The 13,980-nt window shown below is 53.6% G+C and carries 13 protein-coding genes; all 13 read left to right on the top strand.

Features of this window, described 5'->3' with window-relative positions; genetic code table 11:
- Positions 1-8: 8 nt before the first annotated feature.
- The 13 genes from urtC (ACH5Y9_RS14205) to ureA all read left to right on the top strand — a co-directional run bounded on the left by urtC (ACH5Y9_RS14205) (position 9) and on the right by ureA (position 13,973).
- Complete coding sequence (gene urtC / locus ACH5Y9_RS14205) at positions 9-1,163, top strand: urea ABC transporter permease subunit UrtC (protein ID WP_445366518.1); 1,155 nt, start codon at positions 9-11, stop codon at positions 1,161-1,163.
- Positions 1,160-1,903, top strand: coding sequence for an urea ABC transporter ATP-binding protein UrtD (urtD, locus tag ACH5Y9_RS14210; protein ID WP_319962507.1), 744 nt, complete (start codon positions 1,160-1,162; stop codon positions 1,901-1,903). The genes urtC (ACH5Y9_RS14205) and urtD (ACH5Y9_RS14210) overlap by 4 nt, the downstream gene beginning before the upstream one ends.
- 46 nt (positions 1,904-1,949) lie before the next feature.
- Positions 1,950-2,639, top strand: a complete 690-nt coding sequence (gene urtE, locus ACH5Y9_RS14215; protein ID WP_445366519.1) for an urea ABC transporter ATP-binding subunit UrtE — start codon at positions 1,950-1,952, stop codon at positions 2,637-2,639.
- A 448-nt stretch (positions 2,640-3,087) separates the two neighbouring features.
- Positions 3,088-4,338 (top strand): hypothetical protein, encoded by a 1,251-nt coding sequence (locus tag ACH5Y9_RS14220; RefSeq protein ID WP_319962505.1) that lies wholly within the window; start codon positions 3,088-3,090, stop codon positions 4,336-4,338.
- A 35-nt stretch (positions 4,339-4,373) separates the two neighbouring features.
- On the top strand, positions 4,374-5,663 hold the full coding sequence (urtA, locus tag ACH5Y9_RS14225; RefSeq protein ID WP_425257725.1) for an urea ABC transporter substrate-binding protein: 1,290 nt from the start codon (positions 4,374-4,376) through the stop codon (positions 5,661-5,663).
- A 155-nt stretch (positions 5,664-5,818) separates the two neighbouring features.
- Positions 5,819-7,483, top strand: coding sequence for an urea ABC transporter permease subunit UrtB (gene urtB / locus ACH5Y9_RS14230; RefSeq protein WP_445369895.1), 1,665 nt, complete (start codon positions 5,819-5,821; stop codon positions 7,481-7,483).
- Between the two features lie 809 nt (positions 7,484-8,292).
- Positions 8,293-9,411 (top strand): urea ABC transporter permease subunit UrtC, encoded by a 1,119-nt coding sequence (urtC, locus tag ACH5Y9_RS14235; protein WP_445366520.1) that lies wholly within the window; start codon positions 8,293-8,295, stop codon positions 9,409-9,411.
- The gene (urtD, locus tag ACH5Y9_RS14240; RefSeq protein ID WP_051670426.1) at positions 9,408-10,217 is read left to right on the top strand and encodes an urea ABC transporter ATP-binding protein UrtD; all 810 of its coding nucleotides are present in this window, start codon (positions 9,408-9,410) and stop codon (positions 10,215-10,217) included. Before urtC (ACH5Y9_RS14235) ends, urtD (ACH5Y9_RS14240) begins: the two co-directional genes overlap by 4 nt.
- Positions 10,217-10,990 carry an ABC transporter ATP-binding protein gene (locus ACH5Y9_RS14245; RefSeq protein WP_033158972.1) on the top strand — a complete coding sequence of 258 codons (774 nt, stop codon included), beginning with the start codon at positions 10,217-10,219 and terminating at the stop codon, positions 10,988-10,990. Before urtD (ACH5Y9_RS14240) ends, ACH5Y9_RS14245 begins: the two co-directional genes overlap by 1 nt.
- A 94-nt stretch (positions 10,991-11,084) precedes the next feature.
- On the top strand, positions 11,085-11,390 hold the full coding sequence (locus tag ACH5Y9_RS14250) for a hypothetical protein (protein ID WP_033158915.1): 306 nt from the start codon (positions 11,085-11,087) through the stop codon (positions 11,388-11,390).
- Between the two features lie 12 nt (positions 11,391-11,402).
- On the top strand, positions 11,403-12,254 hold the full coding sequence (locus ACH5Y9_RS14255; RefSeq protein WP_033158914.1) for an urease accessory protein UreD: 852 nt from the start codon (positions 11,403-11,405) through the stop codon (positions 12,252-12,254).
- Positions 12,255-12,727: 473 nt separating this feature from the next.
- The gene (locus ACH5Y9_RS14260) at positions 12,728-13,378 is read left to right on the top strand and encodes a hypothetical protein (RefSeq protein ID WP_133120635.1); all 651 of its coding nucleotides are present in this window, start codon (positions 12,728-12,730) and stop codon (positions 13,376-13,378) included.
- 292 nt (positions 13,379-13,670) lie between these two features.
- Entirely contained in the window at positions 13,671-13,973 is a 303-nt protein-coding gene (gene ureA / locus ACH5Y9_RS14265; protein ID WP_033158912.1) for an urease subunit gamma, read from the top strand.
- The last annotated feature ends 7 nt before the right edge of the window (positions 13,974-13,980 follow it).

Below are 13,980 nucleotides of genomic sequence, written 5' to 3' on the forward strand. Positions count from 1 at the left end.
GATATATCATGAAGCTACTATCAGAGAAATTATTAGGCGGCAAACAGGGGGCGATTGGGCTGGCGATATTGTCTCTGCTGCTGTTTGTCATCTTCCCGCTGTGGTTGGACCTGTTCCGGCTGGGCTTGATCGGCAAATACGTCACCTACGCCTTTGTGGCCATCAGCTTGGTGCTACTCTGGGGTAACGGCGGCATCTTGAGTTTGGGCCAAGGCATGTTTTTTGGTTTGGGCGGCTATTGCATGGCGATGTTTTTGAAGCTGGAAGCCTCCGATCCGATCAGCACCAAAATCCAAACCACCCCCGGCATCCCCGATTTCATGGACTGGAATCAGCTCACCGCCCTGCCCTGGTTTTGGGAACCGTTTAAAAGCCTGACGCTAACGATTCTGTTGGTACTGATCGTCCCCACCTTACTGGCCTTCATCATCGGCTTTGCGATGTTCAAACGCCGGGTGGGCGGCGTGTATTTTGCCATCATCACCCAAGCCATCGCCCTGATCTTGAGCATTCTGATCGTCGGCCAGCAAGGCTATACCGGCGGGGTTAACGGCATTACCGACCTGAAAACCATGCTGGGTTGGGACATCAGAACCGATAGCGCCAAATATATTCTCTACTTTGCCAACGCCGGCCTGTTGATCGCTTGCATGCTGCTGGCACGTTACATCCTCACCTCCAAGTTTGGCATGCTGCTGCTGGCGATGCGCGACAAGGAAGAGCGGGTACGCTTTTCCGGCTACGACGTTTCCAATTTCAAAATCTTCATTTTTTGCATCGCCGCGATGATTTCGGCAATCGGCGGGGCGATGTTTACCCTGCAAGTCGGTTTTATGTCACCCAGCTTTGTCGGCATTGTGCCGTCTATTGAAATGGTGATTTTTGCGGCGGTCGGCGGCCGCATGTCTTTAATCGGCGCGGTGTACGGCACCCTGTTGGTGAACTTTGGCAAAACCATGTTTTCCGAAACCTACCCTGAGTTGTGGCTGTTCTTGATGGGCGGTTTGTTCATTGCGGTGGTGATGTTCTTCCCCGACGGTTTGGCCGGCATCTACGAAAACTATGCAAGCAAGTTCAATCTGGCCGGCAAATTTTCCAAACTCACGGCTAAATTCACTAAATCAACCGCGGCAGTAGACGAATTGGTAGGAGAAAAACCATGAGCAATCCTGATTTCGTACTGGCGATTGAAGACCTGACCGTGTCTTTCGATGGCTTCAAAGCGGTTGACGCCCTGAATATGTACATCGACAGCAATGAGCTACGGGTGGTGATCGGCCCCAACGGCGCCGGCAAAACCACGGTGCTGGATCTCATCTGCGGCAAAACCAAATCCACTTCCGGCTCTATCAAGTTTAAGAACAAAGAACTGACCAAATTACCGGAGCACGAAATCGTCCGTGCCGGCGTGGGCAGAAAGTTTCAAACCCCGTCGATTTACGAAAACCTGACGGTTTATCAAAACCTGGAAGTGTCCTATCCGGTGGGCCGATCGGTGTGGGGCAGCCTGACTTTCAAACGCACTCCAGAAGTCGTCGAGCAAGTGCATAAAATCGCCGCTGAAGTGCTGTTGACCGAGCAATTGCAAATGGAAGCCGCCCTGCTCAGCCATGGTCAAAAACAATGGTTGGAAATCGGCATGCTGTTGATGCAAGACCCGGAGTTATTGATGCTCGACGAACCGGTAGCGGGCATGAGCGCCAAGGAACGCGATCAAACCGCCGACTTATTGAATCGAATTTGCAAAAACCGCTCGGTATTGGTGATCGAGCATGACATGGAATTCGTGAAAAAGATCGCCCATAAAGTGACGGTACTGCATCAGGGCAAAATCCTGGCGGAAGGATCGATGGAGAAAGTACAGGCCGACGAAAAAGTCATTGAAGTCTATTTGGGCCACTAAGCTAACGCCATCCGCACTGCCAGCACCTAACAAGAGGAAATAGACAATGTTTGAAATTTCGGATCTGCAAGTCAGTTACGGGCAAAGCCAAGTCATACACGGCTTGAGCTTTACCGCAGAAAAAAACGAGACCCTGGCGATCATGGGCCGTAATGGCATGGGCAAAACCACCCTGTTCAAATCCTTGATGGGCATCTTGCCCAGCAAAGCCGCCAAGGCCACCGTCGACGGGGAAAACCTGAACGGCGTGGACACCTATCAACGAGTCGCCAAAGGTTTGGCCTATGTGCCACAAGGTCGGATGATTTTCTCGACCATGACCGTGCAAGAAAATATCGAAACCGGCCTGGAAAGCTCCAAATTTCGGGAAATCCCGGACGACATCTATGCCCTATTTCCCGTGCTGTACGATATGCGCAAACGCAAAGGCGGCAATCTGTCCGGCGGCCAACAGCAACAGTTGGCGATTGCCCGGGCTTTGGTCACCAACCCCAAAGTGCTGCTACTGGATGAGCCCACCGAAGGCATTCAGCCCTCGATTATTAAAGACATAGCAAAAGTGCTGAATGAAATCCGCAAAATGCGCGAAATCACCATCATCGTTTCCGAACAAGTGCTGAGCTTTACCATGGAAGTGGCCGACCGCATCATTGTGATCGACAAAGGTAAATTTATTCATGAAGACAAACGCGGCGACGTCGACGCCGCCAAGATTAAAGGCTATTTATCGGTTTAGTAGCTAAACCCGCGCCGACTTCTCTCCCCAAACGCTCCCATCTGCCCTGATGGTTTTGTGAACACCAAAACTATCAGCGGCCATCCCGGCCTATTTTCTGATTCAAGCCGCTCACGCTGAAACAGAAATCCGCTCTGCTTTGACAAATTCAGGCTCAGCAAAACCGATTTTTTACGCCCAATCTAGCCGTATCGGCGCCGTTTTCTGACAATTCCACCCACGGTATTTCACACGTAGCCATTCCGCCAAACCCAAGATTAACCATTTTTAATCAATAGCTTAATCAGATTAAAACTCGTTGTAGGCAGCCATACGTCAAATGACTGATGAGTCATCTGACGGATTGTTGAAAATCGCCACAAATTTAACAATCGTCCTCGCTAGATTCTGCCGCATCGCTCGTCCGGGCATGCTTAATCATTTGTGCTTTTAGACTAGGGGACTTTACATGAAAGCTTATATTGAACATCCTGCAAGCTCGCTGAACACGCGACTCTTCCTCAGCTCTGCAATCGCCGCACTGGTCATAGGCTACGCTGCGGAGAGCCAGGCAGGTGCCACCTTTAAAATCGACGACACCAAATGGGTCAGCGTCGGTGCGGGTTTACGTTCCAGCTTCCGGGCCCAGGAAAGTGGAGCGGGCGCTAACGGCGACAAATGGAGCAACAACTTCAATCTGGACAACATTCGTTTGTATTTGAATGGTCAAATTCATAAATATCTAAAAGTCGAGTTCAACACTGAATGTCCCATGTGCGGTAGCGGCGGCGAGATACATGTGCTGGACGCGGTGGGTAAATTCGAAGTCACGCCTTATGCCAACTTATGGGTAGGCCGGATGTTGGTGCCCGCTGAGCGCCGGGAATTGAACGGTCCTTTCTACAGTGCGGTTTACAACATCTTCTCTGCTGGCACCCCTTTCCAACCCTCCGATTACAACCTGACTATCCAAAACAACGGTACGTCGGCGGGTTCCATCGGTCGTGACGACGGTGCCACCTTCTGGGGTGCGGTTCTGGACGGTCGACTGCAATATTCTGTCGGTTTCTTCCGTGGTCTAAGAGGCGGCGCCAACGTCGACGACAACATTCTGTACGCCCAACGCGTGTCCTATAACTTTTGGGAAGTTGAGAAAAACCCCGGCTATTACACCTCGGGTACCTACCACGGCAAAGGCGGCGACATCCTGACCGTCGGTGTAGCTAACCAGTATCAAGAAGACGGTGCCGGCACAGCAGCCAACCCCGCCAATTTCCGCGGCACCACCGTAGACTTGTTAATGGAAAAAGTATTACCTGGCGGCGGCGTCGTGACATTTAACGGCGAGTACAAAAACTATGGTCTATCGAATGGTTTTGGCCAGGCCCAACGTGATGCGGTGGCGCCGTTTTCCAATGGCGTTTTTGCGATGTTTGAAGGCAATGCGTACGACGTTAGCGGCATGTATTTATTCCCGCAAAAAGTCGGTATCGGCCAATTCCAGCCTTACCTGCGTTATGTCAACGTCGAACCCAGCACCAGCGCCAGTCGTGAAGTCTACGAAGGCGGCGTCAACTACGTCATCGACGGCCATAATGCGAAAATTTTTGCGTCCTACCAATACGGTGATTTGTTGACCAAGGGCCTCCTGGATTACAGATCAAACGTCACCGGCGAGAACGCCAGCCAAGTTATGGTCGGCTTCCAATGGCAAATCTAAAATACTAATAACAGAGGGCTATCAAGATGAAATTAATGCGTAACACATTCCGTAAACTGGCACTGGGGGCGGCGCTTTCGTCGCTGCTGATCGGCGGCCAGGCAGCCAATGCCGAAGACACCATTAAAGTCGGCGTGCTGCACTCGCTATCCGGCACGATGGCCATCAGCGAAACCACGCTGAAAGACACCATGCTGATGTTGATCGACGAGCAAAACAAAAAAGGCGGTTTGCTCGGCAAGAAGTTGGAAGCCGTGGTGGTCGACCCGGCTTCCAACTGGCCCTTGTTCGCGGAAAAAGCCCGCGAGCTGATCACTAAAGACAAAGTCGCGTCCATCTTCGGTTGCTGGACGTCCGTTTCCAGAAAATCGGTGTTACCGGTCATTGAAGAGTTGAACAGCATCCTGTTTTACCCAGTGCAATACGAAGGCGAAGAGTCTTCCAAAAACGTGTTTTACACCGGCGCCGCGCCTAACCAGCAAGCGATCCCAGCGGTCGACTACCTAATGAACGACCTGAAAGTACAACGTTGGGTGTTGGCCGGTACCGATTACGTCTATCCGCGCACCACCAACAAAATCCTGGAAGCGTATCTGAAATCCAAAGGCGTTAAACCGGCGGACATCATGATCAACTACACCCCATTCGGCCATTCCGATTGGCAAAGCATCGTCGCCGACATCAAGAAATTCGGCTCGGCCGGCAAGAAAACCGCTGTCGTTTCCACCATCAACGGCGACGCCAACATCCCGTTCTATAAAGAACTGGGCAACCAAGGCATTTCCGCCGAAAAAATCCCGGTCATCGCCTTCTCGGTGGGCGAGGAAGAACTCTCCGGCATGGACACCAAACCGCTGGTCGGTCATTTGGCGGCCTGGAACTACTTCATGAGCGTTGATACCACCAAAAATGCGGCCTTTATCCAACAGTGGAAGGACTACATCAAGAATCCAAAACGGGTGACCAACGACCCGATGGAAGCGCACTACATCGGTTTCAACATGTGGGTGAAAGCAGTCGAGAAAGCCGGCACCACGGATTCCGACGCGGTACAAAAAGCGCTGATTGGCGTCGAGTACCCCAACCTGACCGGCGGTATGTCGAAAATGCTGCCTAACCATCACATCAGCAAACCGGTGTTGATCGGCGAAATTCAAGACGACGGCCAATTCGTCACCGTCTGGCAAACCAACAAACTGGTCGATGGCGACGCCTGGTCGGACTTCCTGCCGGACAGCAAACCGATCATCGCCGACTGGACCGCACCGATCAGCTGCGGCAACTACAACACCAAAACCAAAAAGTGTTCAGGACAGAACTATTAACAGCGGATGTTACCCGCGAGGTTCACGGCAGGATGCCGCGGGCCTCGCCCCCCAAAAGAGGACAGACGATGCACACACCCCGTTTTAGAACCCGTTTAAAAACGCCGCCCGGTTCGCTGCCGGCTTATCGTTCCCCCAAGGACAGCTTCTTGAGCATGATGACTAAAACTTCTACTCAGGCCGGATTAACAGCCGGCGGCGTTTTTAAACAGCTTCTCAAACTTACCGGCTACTTGCTGGCGATGCTGCTGCTCAATACCCACGCAGCCCTTGCCCAAGAGGCAGGTAGCGCGTTGGAGCAACTCAGAACAGGCAGTATGACGGAGCGCGAGCAAGCCATCGAAACCCTGGGCGGCGACAGCAATAACCTGAAACTATTGCAAGCCCTGCAGGACGGCAAACTGTTCGACTTCAAAGCGGAAGGCAAGCTGGTCCTTGCGCAGGAAAGCGCCGCCGGTTACCAACTGAGCGATCCGCTCAGCGGCGCGGCATTGGCGGAAGTAGAGCGCGGCGCGGTAGGTAAAATCAATTTAAACAACAAGCTACGCGGCGTGCTGCGCAAAACCATCGCGTTGCTGCAATTGAACGACGCAGATCCGGTGTTGCGCCTGATCGCCGTACAAACATTGGCCAATGAGATAGACGACAAAGCCGTGATTTTATTACGCGATCATCTGGCCAACGAAACCGATGCCGACATCAAAGCTGCGATCAACAAAATGCTGTTATTGCAAGACATCAACAGCCCGGAAAAAGACCAACGCATAGCCGCTATCGCCGCCTTAAAAGACCTGGACAGCCAGGACGTGGTCAACAAACTGCAAGCGGTTATCGACAAAGACGCCGACGGCAATTTTGTCGAAGCCGACAGCGACGTGCGCAATCTGGCCGAAGCGGCTTTGATTAAAATCCGCGAACGCATGCAAGCTTACGCCGTCGCCGAAACCGTGTTCTTTGGCTTGAGTTTGGGCGCGGTGCTGGTGTTGTCCGCGATTGGCTTAGCCATCACCTTTGGGGTGATGGGTGTGATCAACATGGCCCACGGCGAACTGATGATGCTGGGCGCTTACACCACTTATGTGATGCAACAAATCATGCCGAATTATTTGGGCACAGCCTTGATCCTGTCGATCCCGATGGCGTTTTTAGTTGCCGCCTTGGTCGGTATAGCCATCGAACGAGGCATCATCCGCTTTTTATATGGCAGACCGCTGGAAACTTTACTGGCTACCTTTGGCGTGAGTTTGTTTTTGCAACAAGCCGTGCGTTCGATCTTTTCACCATTGAACCGCAGCGTCTCAACGCCCGAGTGGATGAGCGGCTCCTGGCAAATCAACGACTTTTTATCACTAACATGGAACCGCTTTTACATCCTGATCTTTTGCCTACTGGTGTTTACCGCGCTGCTGCAAATCCTGAAGCGTACCAAACTAGGCCTGGAGGTCCGCGCTGTCGCTCAGAATCGTGGCATGGCCAGGGCAATGGGTATTCCTACTGCTAGAGTCGATGCGATGACGTTTGGCTTGGGTTCCGGTATAGCTGGCGTGGCTGGCGTGGCCTTGAGTCAGATCACCAACGTTGGACCAAATCTGGGCCAGGCTTACATCGTGGATTCGTTCATGGTGGTGGTGTTTGGCGGGGTGGGGAACTTGTTCGGGACCTTGGTGGCCGGGTTTTCGTTGGGGATTGCGAATAAGGTGTTGGAACCTTACGCCGGAGCGGTGTTGGCGAAGATTTTAGTGTTGGTGTTTATTATTTTGTTTATTCAGAAGAAGCCGAGGGGGTTGTTTCCGCAGAAAGGAAGGGCGGCGGAATCGTAATTCCAAAAAATGTAGGTTGGGTTAGGCGTCAGCCGTAACCCAACACGAAAGCTTTTGGATTATTTGATGACTTTGGTTTTTGTTGTGTCGCTGCCGCGACGGAGTTTGTTTGAAGTCGGGTCTCGGCCCGAAAGCCGAGATACTTTCTTTTGCTTGGCCAAAAGAAAGTATCCAAAGAAAAGGCCACCCGGCATTCCGCCTTAATCCTGCGCTTCTCGCTTTTGGCGAGGGTTTTCGGAAGGGCCGTCCCAGCCCCTCCGAAAACGAGCGGCATCCCTGCCGCTCCCCTACGGGCTGATCTCTACAAATACCCACGGGGCACAAGAGCTGCGATGCTCGGGGCGGAATAACGGGACTAACCCCACTTGAGACGCAGTCGTAGGGTGGGCACGATTGAGTGCCCACGCAAAACAACAGCTAACGGTGGGCAAAGTTGCCCACCCTACGCAAATTTGGGCGGCTGATTGTTTTAACCCCGTATGCCGCGCCGAGCACCGGAGTTTTTGAATGGACAAATCGGCAGGATTGCCGATTTGCATGCACAGCACCCGAAGGGCGAGGTACATGGATGTACCGAGTGAGCAGCCCGCAGGGGCGATGCAGGGATGCATCGCGTTGACGGAGGGGCAGGAAGCCCCTTCCGTCAACCCCATTCAAAAACTTCGGCGCGCAGGACACAAGCGGCATCCGGGTGTCGTTTCTTTTGGGTACTTTTCTTTGGACAAGCAAAGAAAAGCACCTCGGCTGTCGGGCCGAGACCCGACTTACAAAAAAACCGTCGCGATAGCGACACCAAACCAGGCAGTCAAATGAACCTACAAAATCTGACTCAAGACAAAACCTACGCCACCACCCTAACCACACTGGCGGCGATAACTCTCTTGATCCCCCTCTGTAACCTAATCTTCCCCGAAGACTCGGCCCTACATTTCTCGGCTTACAGCGTATCCCTAATCGGCAAATACCTAACCTTCGCCCTACTCGGCCTGTCGCTAGACATGGTCTGGGGCTACGCCGGCATTCTGGTATTGGGCCAAGGCGCATTCTTCGCACTGGGCGGCTATGCGATGGGTATGTATCTGATGCGGCAGATCGGCACGCGCGGTGTTTACGGCAACGCCGAGCTGCCGGACTTCATGGTGTTCCTGAACTGGACCGAGCTGCCCTGGTACTGGCACGGCTTCGAACACTTCGGTTTCGCGATGCTGATGGTATTCCTCGCCCCCGGTTTGCTGGCCTTCGTGTTCGGCTGGCTGGCGTTTCGTTCGCGGGTCACCGGCGTTTATTTGTCCATCATTACCCAAGCCCTGACCTACGCCTTGTTGCTGGCGTTCTTCCGCAACGAGATGGGCTTCGGTGGCAATAACGGTCTGACCGATTTCAAAGACATCCTGGGTTTCAACATCCAATCCGAAGCAGTCCGCTCGGTGTTGTTACTAATGACCGGCCTGAGTCTGATTGGCGCCTTGTTGCTGTGCCGCTGGATTGTGAATAGCAAACTCGGCCGGGTGGTCACGGCGGTTCGCGACCAAGAATCGCGGGTGCGTTTTCTCGGTTACCGGGTGGAATTATTCAAACTGTGGGTGTTCGTGTTCGCGGCGATGCTGGCCGGCTTGGCCGGAGCGTTGTATGTGCCGCAAGTCGGCATCATCAATCCCAGCGAATTCTCGCCGCTCAACTCCTTGGAAATCGTCATCTGGGTCGCGGTCGGCGGGCGCGGCACTTTATACGGCGCCATCATCGGCGCAGTGCTGGTCAATTACGCCAAAACCGTATTGACCGGCCTGATGCCGGACGCCTGGCTGTTTTGTTTGGGCGGCGCTTTCATCCTGGTCACCTTGTTAATGCCCGACGGCATCGTCGGCCTGCTGCGCCGGCGCAGCAAACCCAAACCCACACTTAACGCTACCGGAGGACAACCGGCATGATGATCTCGGCTGCAACTACCACAGAAGGCGGCGCCAGCCTGCCGCTGGACGGCGAAGTCGACGCCCGCCACGGCCCGATTCTATACATGGAAGACGTCAGCGTCAGCTTCGACGGATTCCGGGCGCTGAACCACCTATCGCTGTACATCGACGACGGCGAATTGCGCTGCCTGATCGGGCCCAACGGCGCCGGCAAAACCACGCTGATGGACGTCATCACCGGCAAAACCAAGCCCGACAGCGGCTCGGTATTCTTCGGGCAGACCATCGATTTGCTGGAATTGGACGAACCGGCCATCGCCCAGGCCGGCATCTGCCGCAAGTTTCAAAAGCCCAGCGTGTTTGACGCCTTGACCGTGTTCGAAAACCTGGAACTGGCCTTAAAAACCGATAAACGCACCTGGTCGACTCTATTTCATAAACTCAACAGCGAGCAACGCGACCGCATTCATGATGTGCTGCAAACCATCGCCCTGCCCGCTCAGCAACGGCAACTGGCCGGCGCCTTATCGCACGGTCAGAAGCAGTGGTTGGAGATCGGCATGCTGCTGATGCAGGACCCAAAAGTGATGCTCGTCGACGAACCCATCGCCGGCATGACTCATCAGGAAGTCGAGCGCACCGCCGAGCTGCTGTTGTCGTTGCAAGGCAAACACTCCATCGTTGTTGTCGAACATGACATGGAATTTGTCCGCAGTATTGCCCGTAAAGTCACGGTGCTGCACGAGGGCTCGGTGCTCACTGAAGGCACGATGGACGAAGTGCAAAACGATCCGCGCGTCATACAAGTTTACCTGGGGGGATGATGTTAAATATCAGCGCATTGCAACAATACTACGGCGCCAGCCACACTCTGTGGGACCTGGATTTGCGCGTACCGGCCGGCGCCTGCGTCTGCCTGATGGGCCGCAACGGTGTCGGCAAAACCACGCTGCTGAAAGCCATCATGGGCCTGCTGCCGGTGGCCGACGGCAGCATTCAATTCGACGGCGTGGAACTGGCCAAAGCCAAGGCCGAATCCCGCGCCGAACTGGGCATCGGCTACGTGCCGCAGGGCCGGGAAATCTTTCCGCTGCTGACCGTGGAAGAAAACCTGAAAACCGGCCTGCGCGCCGCCCACAAACACGGCATCAAAAAAGTCCCGGACAGCATTTTCGAAATCTTCCCGGTACTGAAACAAATGCTGAAACGCCGCGGCGGCGACTTGTCCGGCGGCCAGCAACAACAATTGGCCATCGGCCGGGCCTTGGTATTGAATCCACGGCTATTGATTCTGGACGAACCCACCGAAGGCATCCAGCCCAACATCGTCAGCGAAATCGGCGACGTGATTATTCGCCTGAACAAGTCGCGCGGCGTGCCCACGCCAAGCCCCAAACCGGAAACCGGCGAGATTCACCAAGCCATCGACCGTATCCATAAAGAACTGGGCGTGACGGTGTTGCTGGTCGAACAAAAACTGCCGTTTGCTCGCAAGGTGGCCAATCAGTTTTGCATCATGGACCGGGGTAGGCATGTGGCGGTGGGGGCAATGGAGGAATTGGCGGACGATATGGTGAAACGATATTTGACGGTGTAACCCAATTCCCCCTTTTAAAAAGGGGGTCAGGGGGATTTTCAAAGCGGGCGCAGCCCATCAAGTTAATTCAACGCAGGATCAGGGAGAATCGAAGATGAAATCCGAACAACTTTTACTGGCCGCGGGTGCTTTATTATTGGTGTGGTCAGTGCGCAGCGAGGCACATAGCAGTTACGAAGCCATGCTGGACGGCGGCAACCTGCCGCAATTGACCCGCGCCGCCTTGCATCCTTTGTTTGAAGTACCGGATCTACCGACCCTACTGATCAGCGTTTTAATTTTGGGATTCGTGTTCGGCCCGGTTATATTGCACATCGCCCGGCAGCGGCACGCTAACAAAGCGCAGCATCCGCCTTTGTCGGAGAAATCTGCCATCGCGCCTAAGACCAAACACTTGTAACCCAAGAGCACCATGCCCGCCAATTGCGCTGCTTCAGCCCATCCCGCTGCCTCAACCGATACCACGGCGTGGGAAGCCGAATTAACGCTGGGCTTTAGCCAACGCGGCGACAAAACCGCCCTGGTCAACCGCAGCCATCGCGGCCCGTTGACCGTGCAGCGACCGTTTTATCCGGAAGGCGAAATCTGCCATGTCTACCTGCTGCACCCGCCCGGCGGCGTGGTGGCCGGCGACCGTTTGACGATCAACACCAATGCCAACACCGCCGCCCAGGCCCTGATCACCACGCCCGCCGCCGGTAAGTTTTACCGCAGCGGCGGCGGCGAAGGCCGGCAAACGGTGAATTTAACCGTCGCTAACGGCGCCAGCCTGGAATGGCTGCCGCAGGAAACCATCGTCTACGACGGAGCCCGCCTAAGTGCCAATATGCATATCGAGCTAGCCGAACAGTCTCGCTTCGTCGGCTGGGAAATCACCGCCCTCGGCCGCCCCGCCGCCGGCGAAGGCTTCAGTGACGGCCACGCCGAACTGAACTGGCGCATCCAACGCGACGGCCGCTTGTTCTACCTGGAACGCCAGCATCTGGACGCGCAAGCCTTTCAAGCTCGTTGGGGTCTGGCCGGGCATTCGGCGTGCGGGACGATGTTTGTGTATCCGGCAACACCTTTGCATTTGGAGGCGGTACAAGCATTGATTGGCGAGAAGCCGAATCGCGGGGTCACTTTGATTGAGGGTTTGTTGATTTGTCGAGGCTTGGATCGTAGGGCGGATTTGTTGAAGGGGTTTTTTGAGAGGGTTTGGGGGTTGGTGAGAGGGGATGTTGTTGGGAAGGAGGTTTGTGCGCCGAGGATTTGGGCGACATGAGATTTTGATTTTGCTCGGGGGCTTAACTCCCTCGCCCTCCGGGAGAGGGTTGGGGTGAGGGGCTTAGTGTCGCTAACGCGACGGTTGTTTTAAAGTCGGGTCTCGGCCCGACAGCCGCGATACTTTCTTTTGCTTGGCCAAAAGAAAATATCCAAAGAAAAGGCCACCCCATGCCGCTTGTATCCTGCGCTCCGAAGGGTTTGAACGGGGTTTTCGGAAGGGCTATCCATAGCCCTCCGAAAACGAGCGGCATCCCTGCCGCTCCCCTGCGGGCTGATCCGTCCAAACCCTTCGGTGCTCGGCGCGGCATACGGTGTTAAACCCGTGGCGCGAACAAAGGTTTTTGGATGATTTTGTAGTTTGAGTTTCATGCTCTATTGTAGGATGCTGCCGACGATAGGAGGCGCATCTGTCGCGAACGATACGTTTCGCTTCGTTGATTACATCCTAAGGACCTAGATGAAACAATAGTTATGTCAAAAATTAATGGAACGATTATTGGTTATGACCCAGGCGGAAATAATTCGAATGGTTTTGCTTTATTAAGAATACAAGACAATGTCGCAACAGAGATCGAAATAAAAACATTAGATACGGCCGAATCTATTTTGTCCCAAATTTCCAATGAGGACGTTATTGGCCTTGGAGTAGATACATTGTCCTGCTGGTGTACCGGCGATAGCGGGTGGAGGCCAGCAGATATCTGGCTTCGTAAAAAATATCCCGAGGTAAGAAATAGTGTAATGTCGCCAAACACTCTATCTGGATCAATGGGTATAAATGGTATGTCGGTCCTTATTGAAGTTTTGAAAAACAAAAGGAACTTAATCTTATCGGAAACCCATCCAAAAGTTCTTTATTACGCTTTAACCAAAATAAAATATGATTATAAATCCAATTATTTAAACATGGATTTATTCTTGTCAAAAGAAATTGGCATACCTATTAAAACAAATAACGATCATGAATGGGATGCTGTTATTTCCGCATACGCATTGCTAAATGGAATTTCAGGTAAATGGACAAGAGATTTACATCAATTACCAGTAATTAATGGTCGAATTGTAAATCCTTGTGGAAAAACCGCATATTACTGGCCTGATGACTCATTTTATAACCCGTGATTTGTATTTCACGGACGGTTTTCTCCCCTAATGCCGCGCCGAGCACCGGAGGGTTTGAGCGGATTTGCCCGCAGGGGAGCGGCAGGGATGCCGCTCGTTTTCGGAGGGCTAGGGATAGCCCTTCCGAAAACCCCGTTCAAACCCTTCGGAGCGCGGGATAAAAGCGGCATGGGGCGGCCTTTCTTTTGGGTACTTTTCTTTGGCCGTCCAAAGAAAAGTACCTCGGCTGTCGGGCCGAGACCCGACATTAAAAACAACCGTCGCGGCAGCGACACAAAACAAGACAAACGCCATGCAATTAACTCCAAGAGAAAAAGACAAACTCCTCCTCTTCACTGCCGCCCTCCTCGCCGAGCGCCGCAAAGCCAGAGGTTTGAAACTTAACTACCCGGAAGCCGTGGCCTATATCTCTGCCGCCATTATGGAAGGCGCCCGCGACGGCCAGACCGTGGCCGAGTTGATGGCTTATGGTCGAACGTTATTAAGCATCGACGATGTGATGGACGGCATCGCCGAGATTTTGACCGAGGTGCAGGTGGAGGCGACCTTCCCGGATGGCACCAAATTAGTCACCGTACACGACCCCATCGTATAGGAGCAAA

The sequence above is a fragment of the Methylomonas sp. BW4-1 genome, assembly GCF_052474385.1.

Excerpts from the sequence above, each read along its gene's own strand:
- ureA (WP_033158912.1), top strand. The coding sequence starts at position 13,671 with ATGCAATTAACTCCAAGAGAAAAAGACAAACTCCTCCTCTTCACTGCC.
- urtC (WP_445366520.1), top strand. The coding sequence starts at position 8,293 with ATGAACCTACAAAATCTGACTCAAGACAAAACCTACGCCACCACCCTA.
- urtA (WP_425257725.1), top strand. The coding sequence starts at position 4,374 with ATGCGTAACACATTCCGTAAACTGGCACTGGGGGCGGCGCTTTCGTCG.
- ACH5Y9_RS14255 (WP_033158914.1), top strand. The coding sequence starts at position 11,403 with ATGCCCGCCAATTGCGCTGCTTCAGCCCATCCCGCTGCCTCAACCGAT.
- urtE (WP_445366519.1), top strand. The coding sequence starts at position 1,950 with ATGTTTGAAATTTCGGATCTGCAAGTCAGTTACGGGCAAAGCCAAGTC.
- urtD (WP_319962507.1), top strand. The coding sequence starts at position 1,160 with ATGAGCAATCCTGATTTCGTACTGGCGATTGAAGACCTGACCGTGTCT.
- ACH5Y9_RS14250 (WP_033158915.1), top strand. The coding sequence starts at position 11,085 with ATGAAATCCGAACAACTTTTACTGGCCGCGGGTGCTTTATTATTGGTG.
- urtD (WP_051670426.1), top strand. The coding sequence starts at position 9,408 with ATGATGATCTCGGCTGCAACTACCACAGAAGGCGGCGCCAGCCTGCCG.
- urtC (WP_445366518.1), top strand. The coding sequence starts at position 9 with ATGAAGCTACTATCAGAGAAATTATTAGGCGGCAAACAGGGGGCGATT.
- urtB (WP_445369895.1), top strand. The coding sequence starts at position 5,819 with ATGATGACTAAAACTTCTACTCAGGCCGGATTAACAGCCGGCGGCGTT.
- ACH5Y9_RS14260 (WP_133120635.1), top strand. The coding sequence starts at position 12,728 with ATGTCAAAAATTAATGGAACGATTATTGGTTATGACCCAGGCGGAAAT.
- ACH5Y9_RS14245 (WP_033158972.1), top strand. The coding sequence starts at position 10,217 with ATGTTAAATATCAGCGCATTGCAACAATACTACGGCGCCAGCCACACT.
- ACH5Y9_RS14220 (WP_319962505.1), top strand. The coding sequence starts at position 3,088 with ATGAAAGCTTATATTGAACATCCTGCAAGCTCGCTGAACACGCGACTC.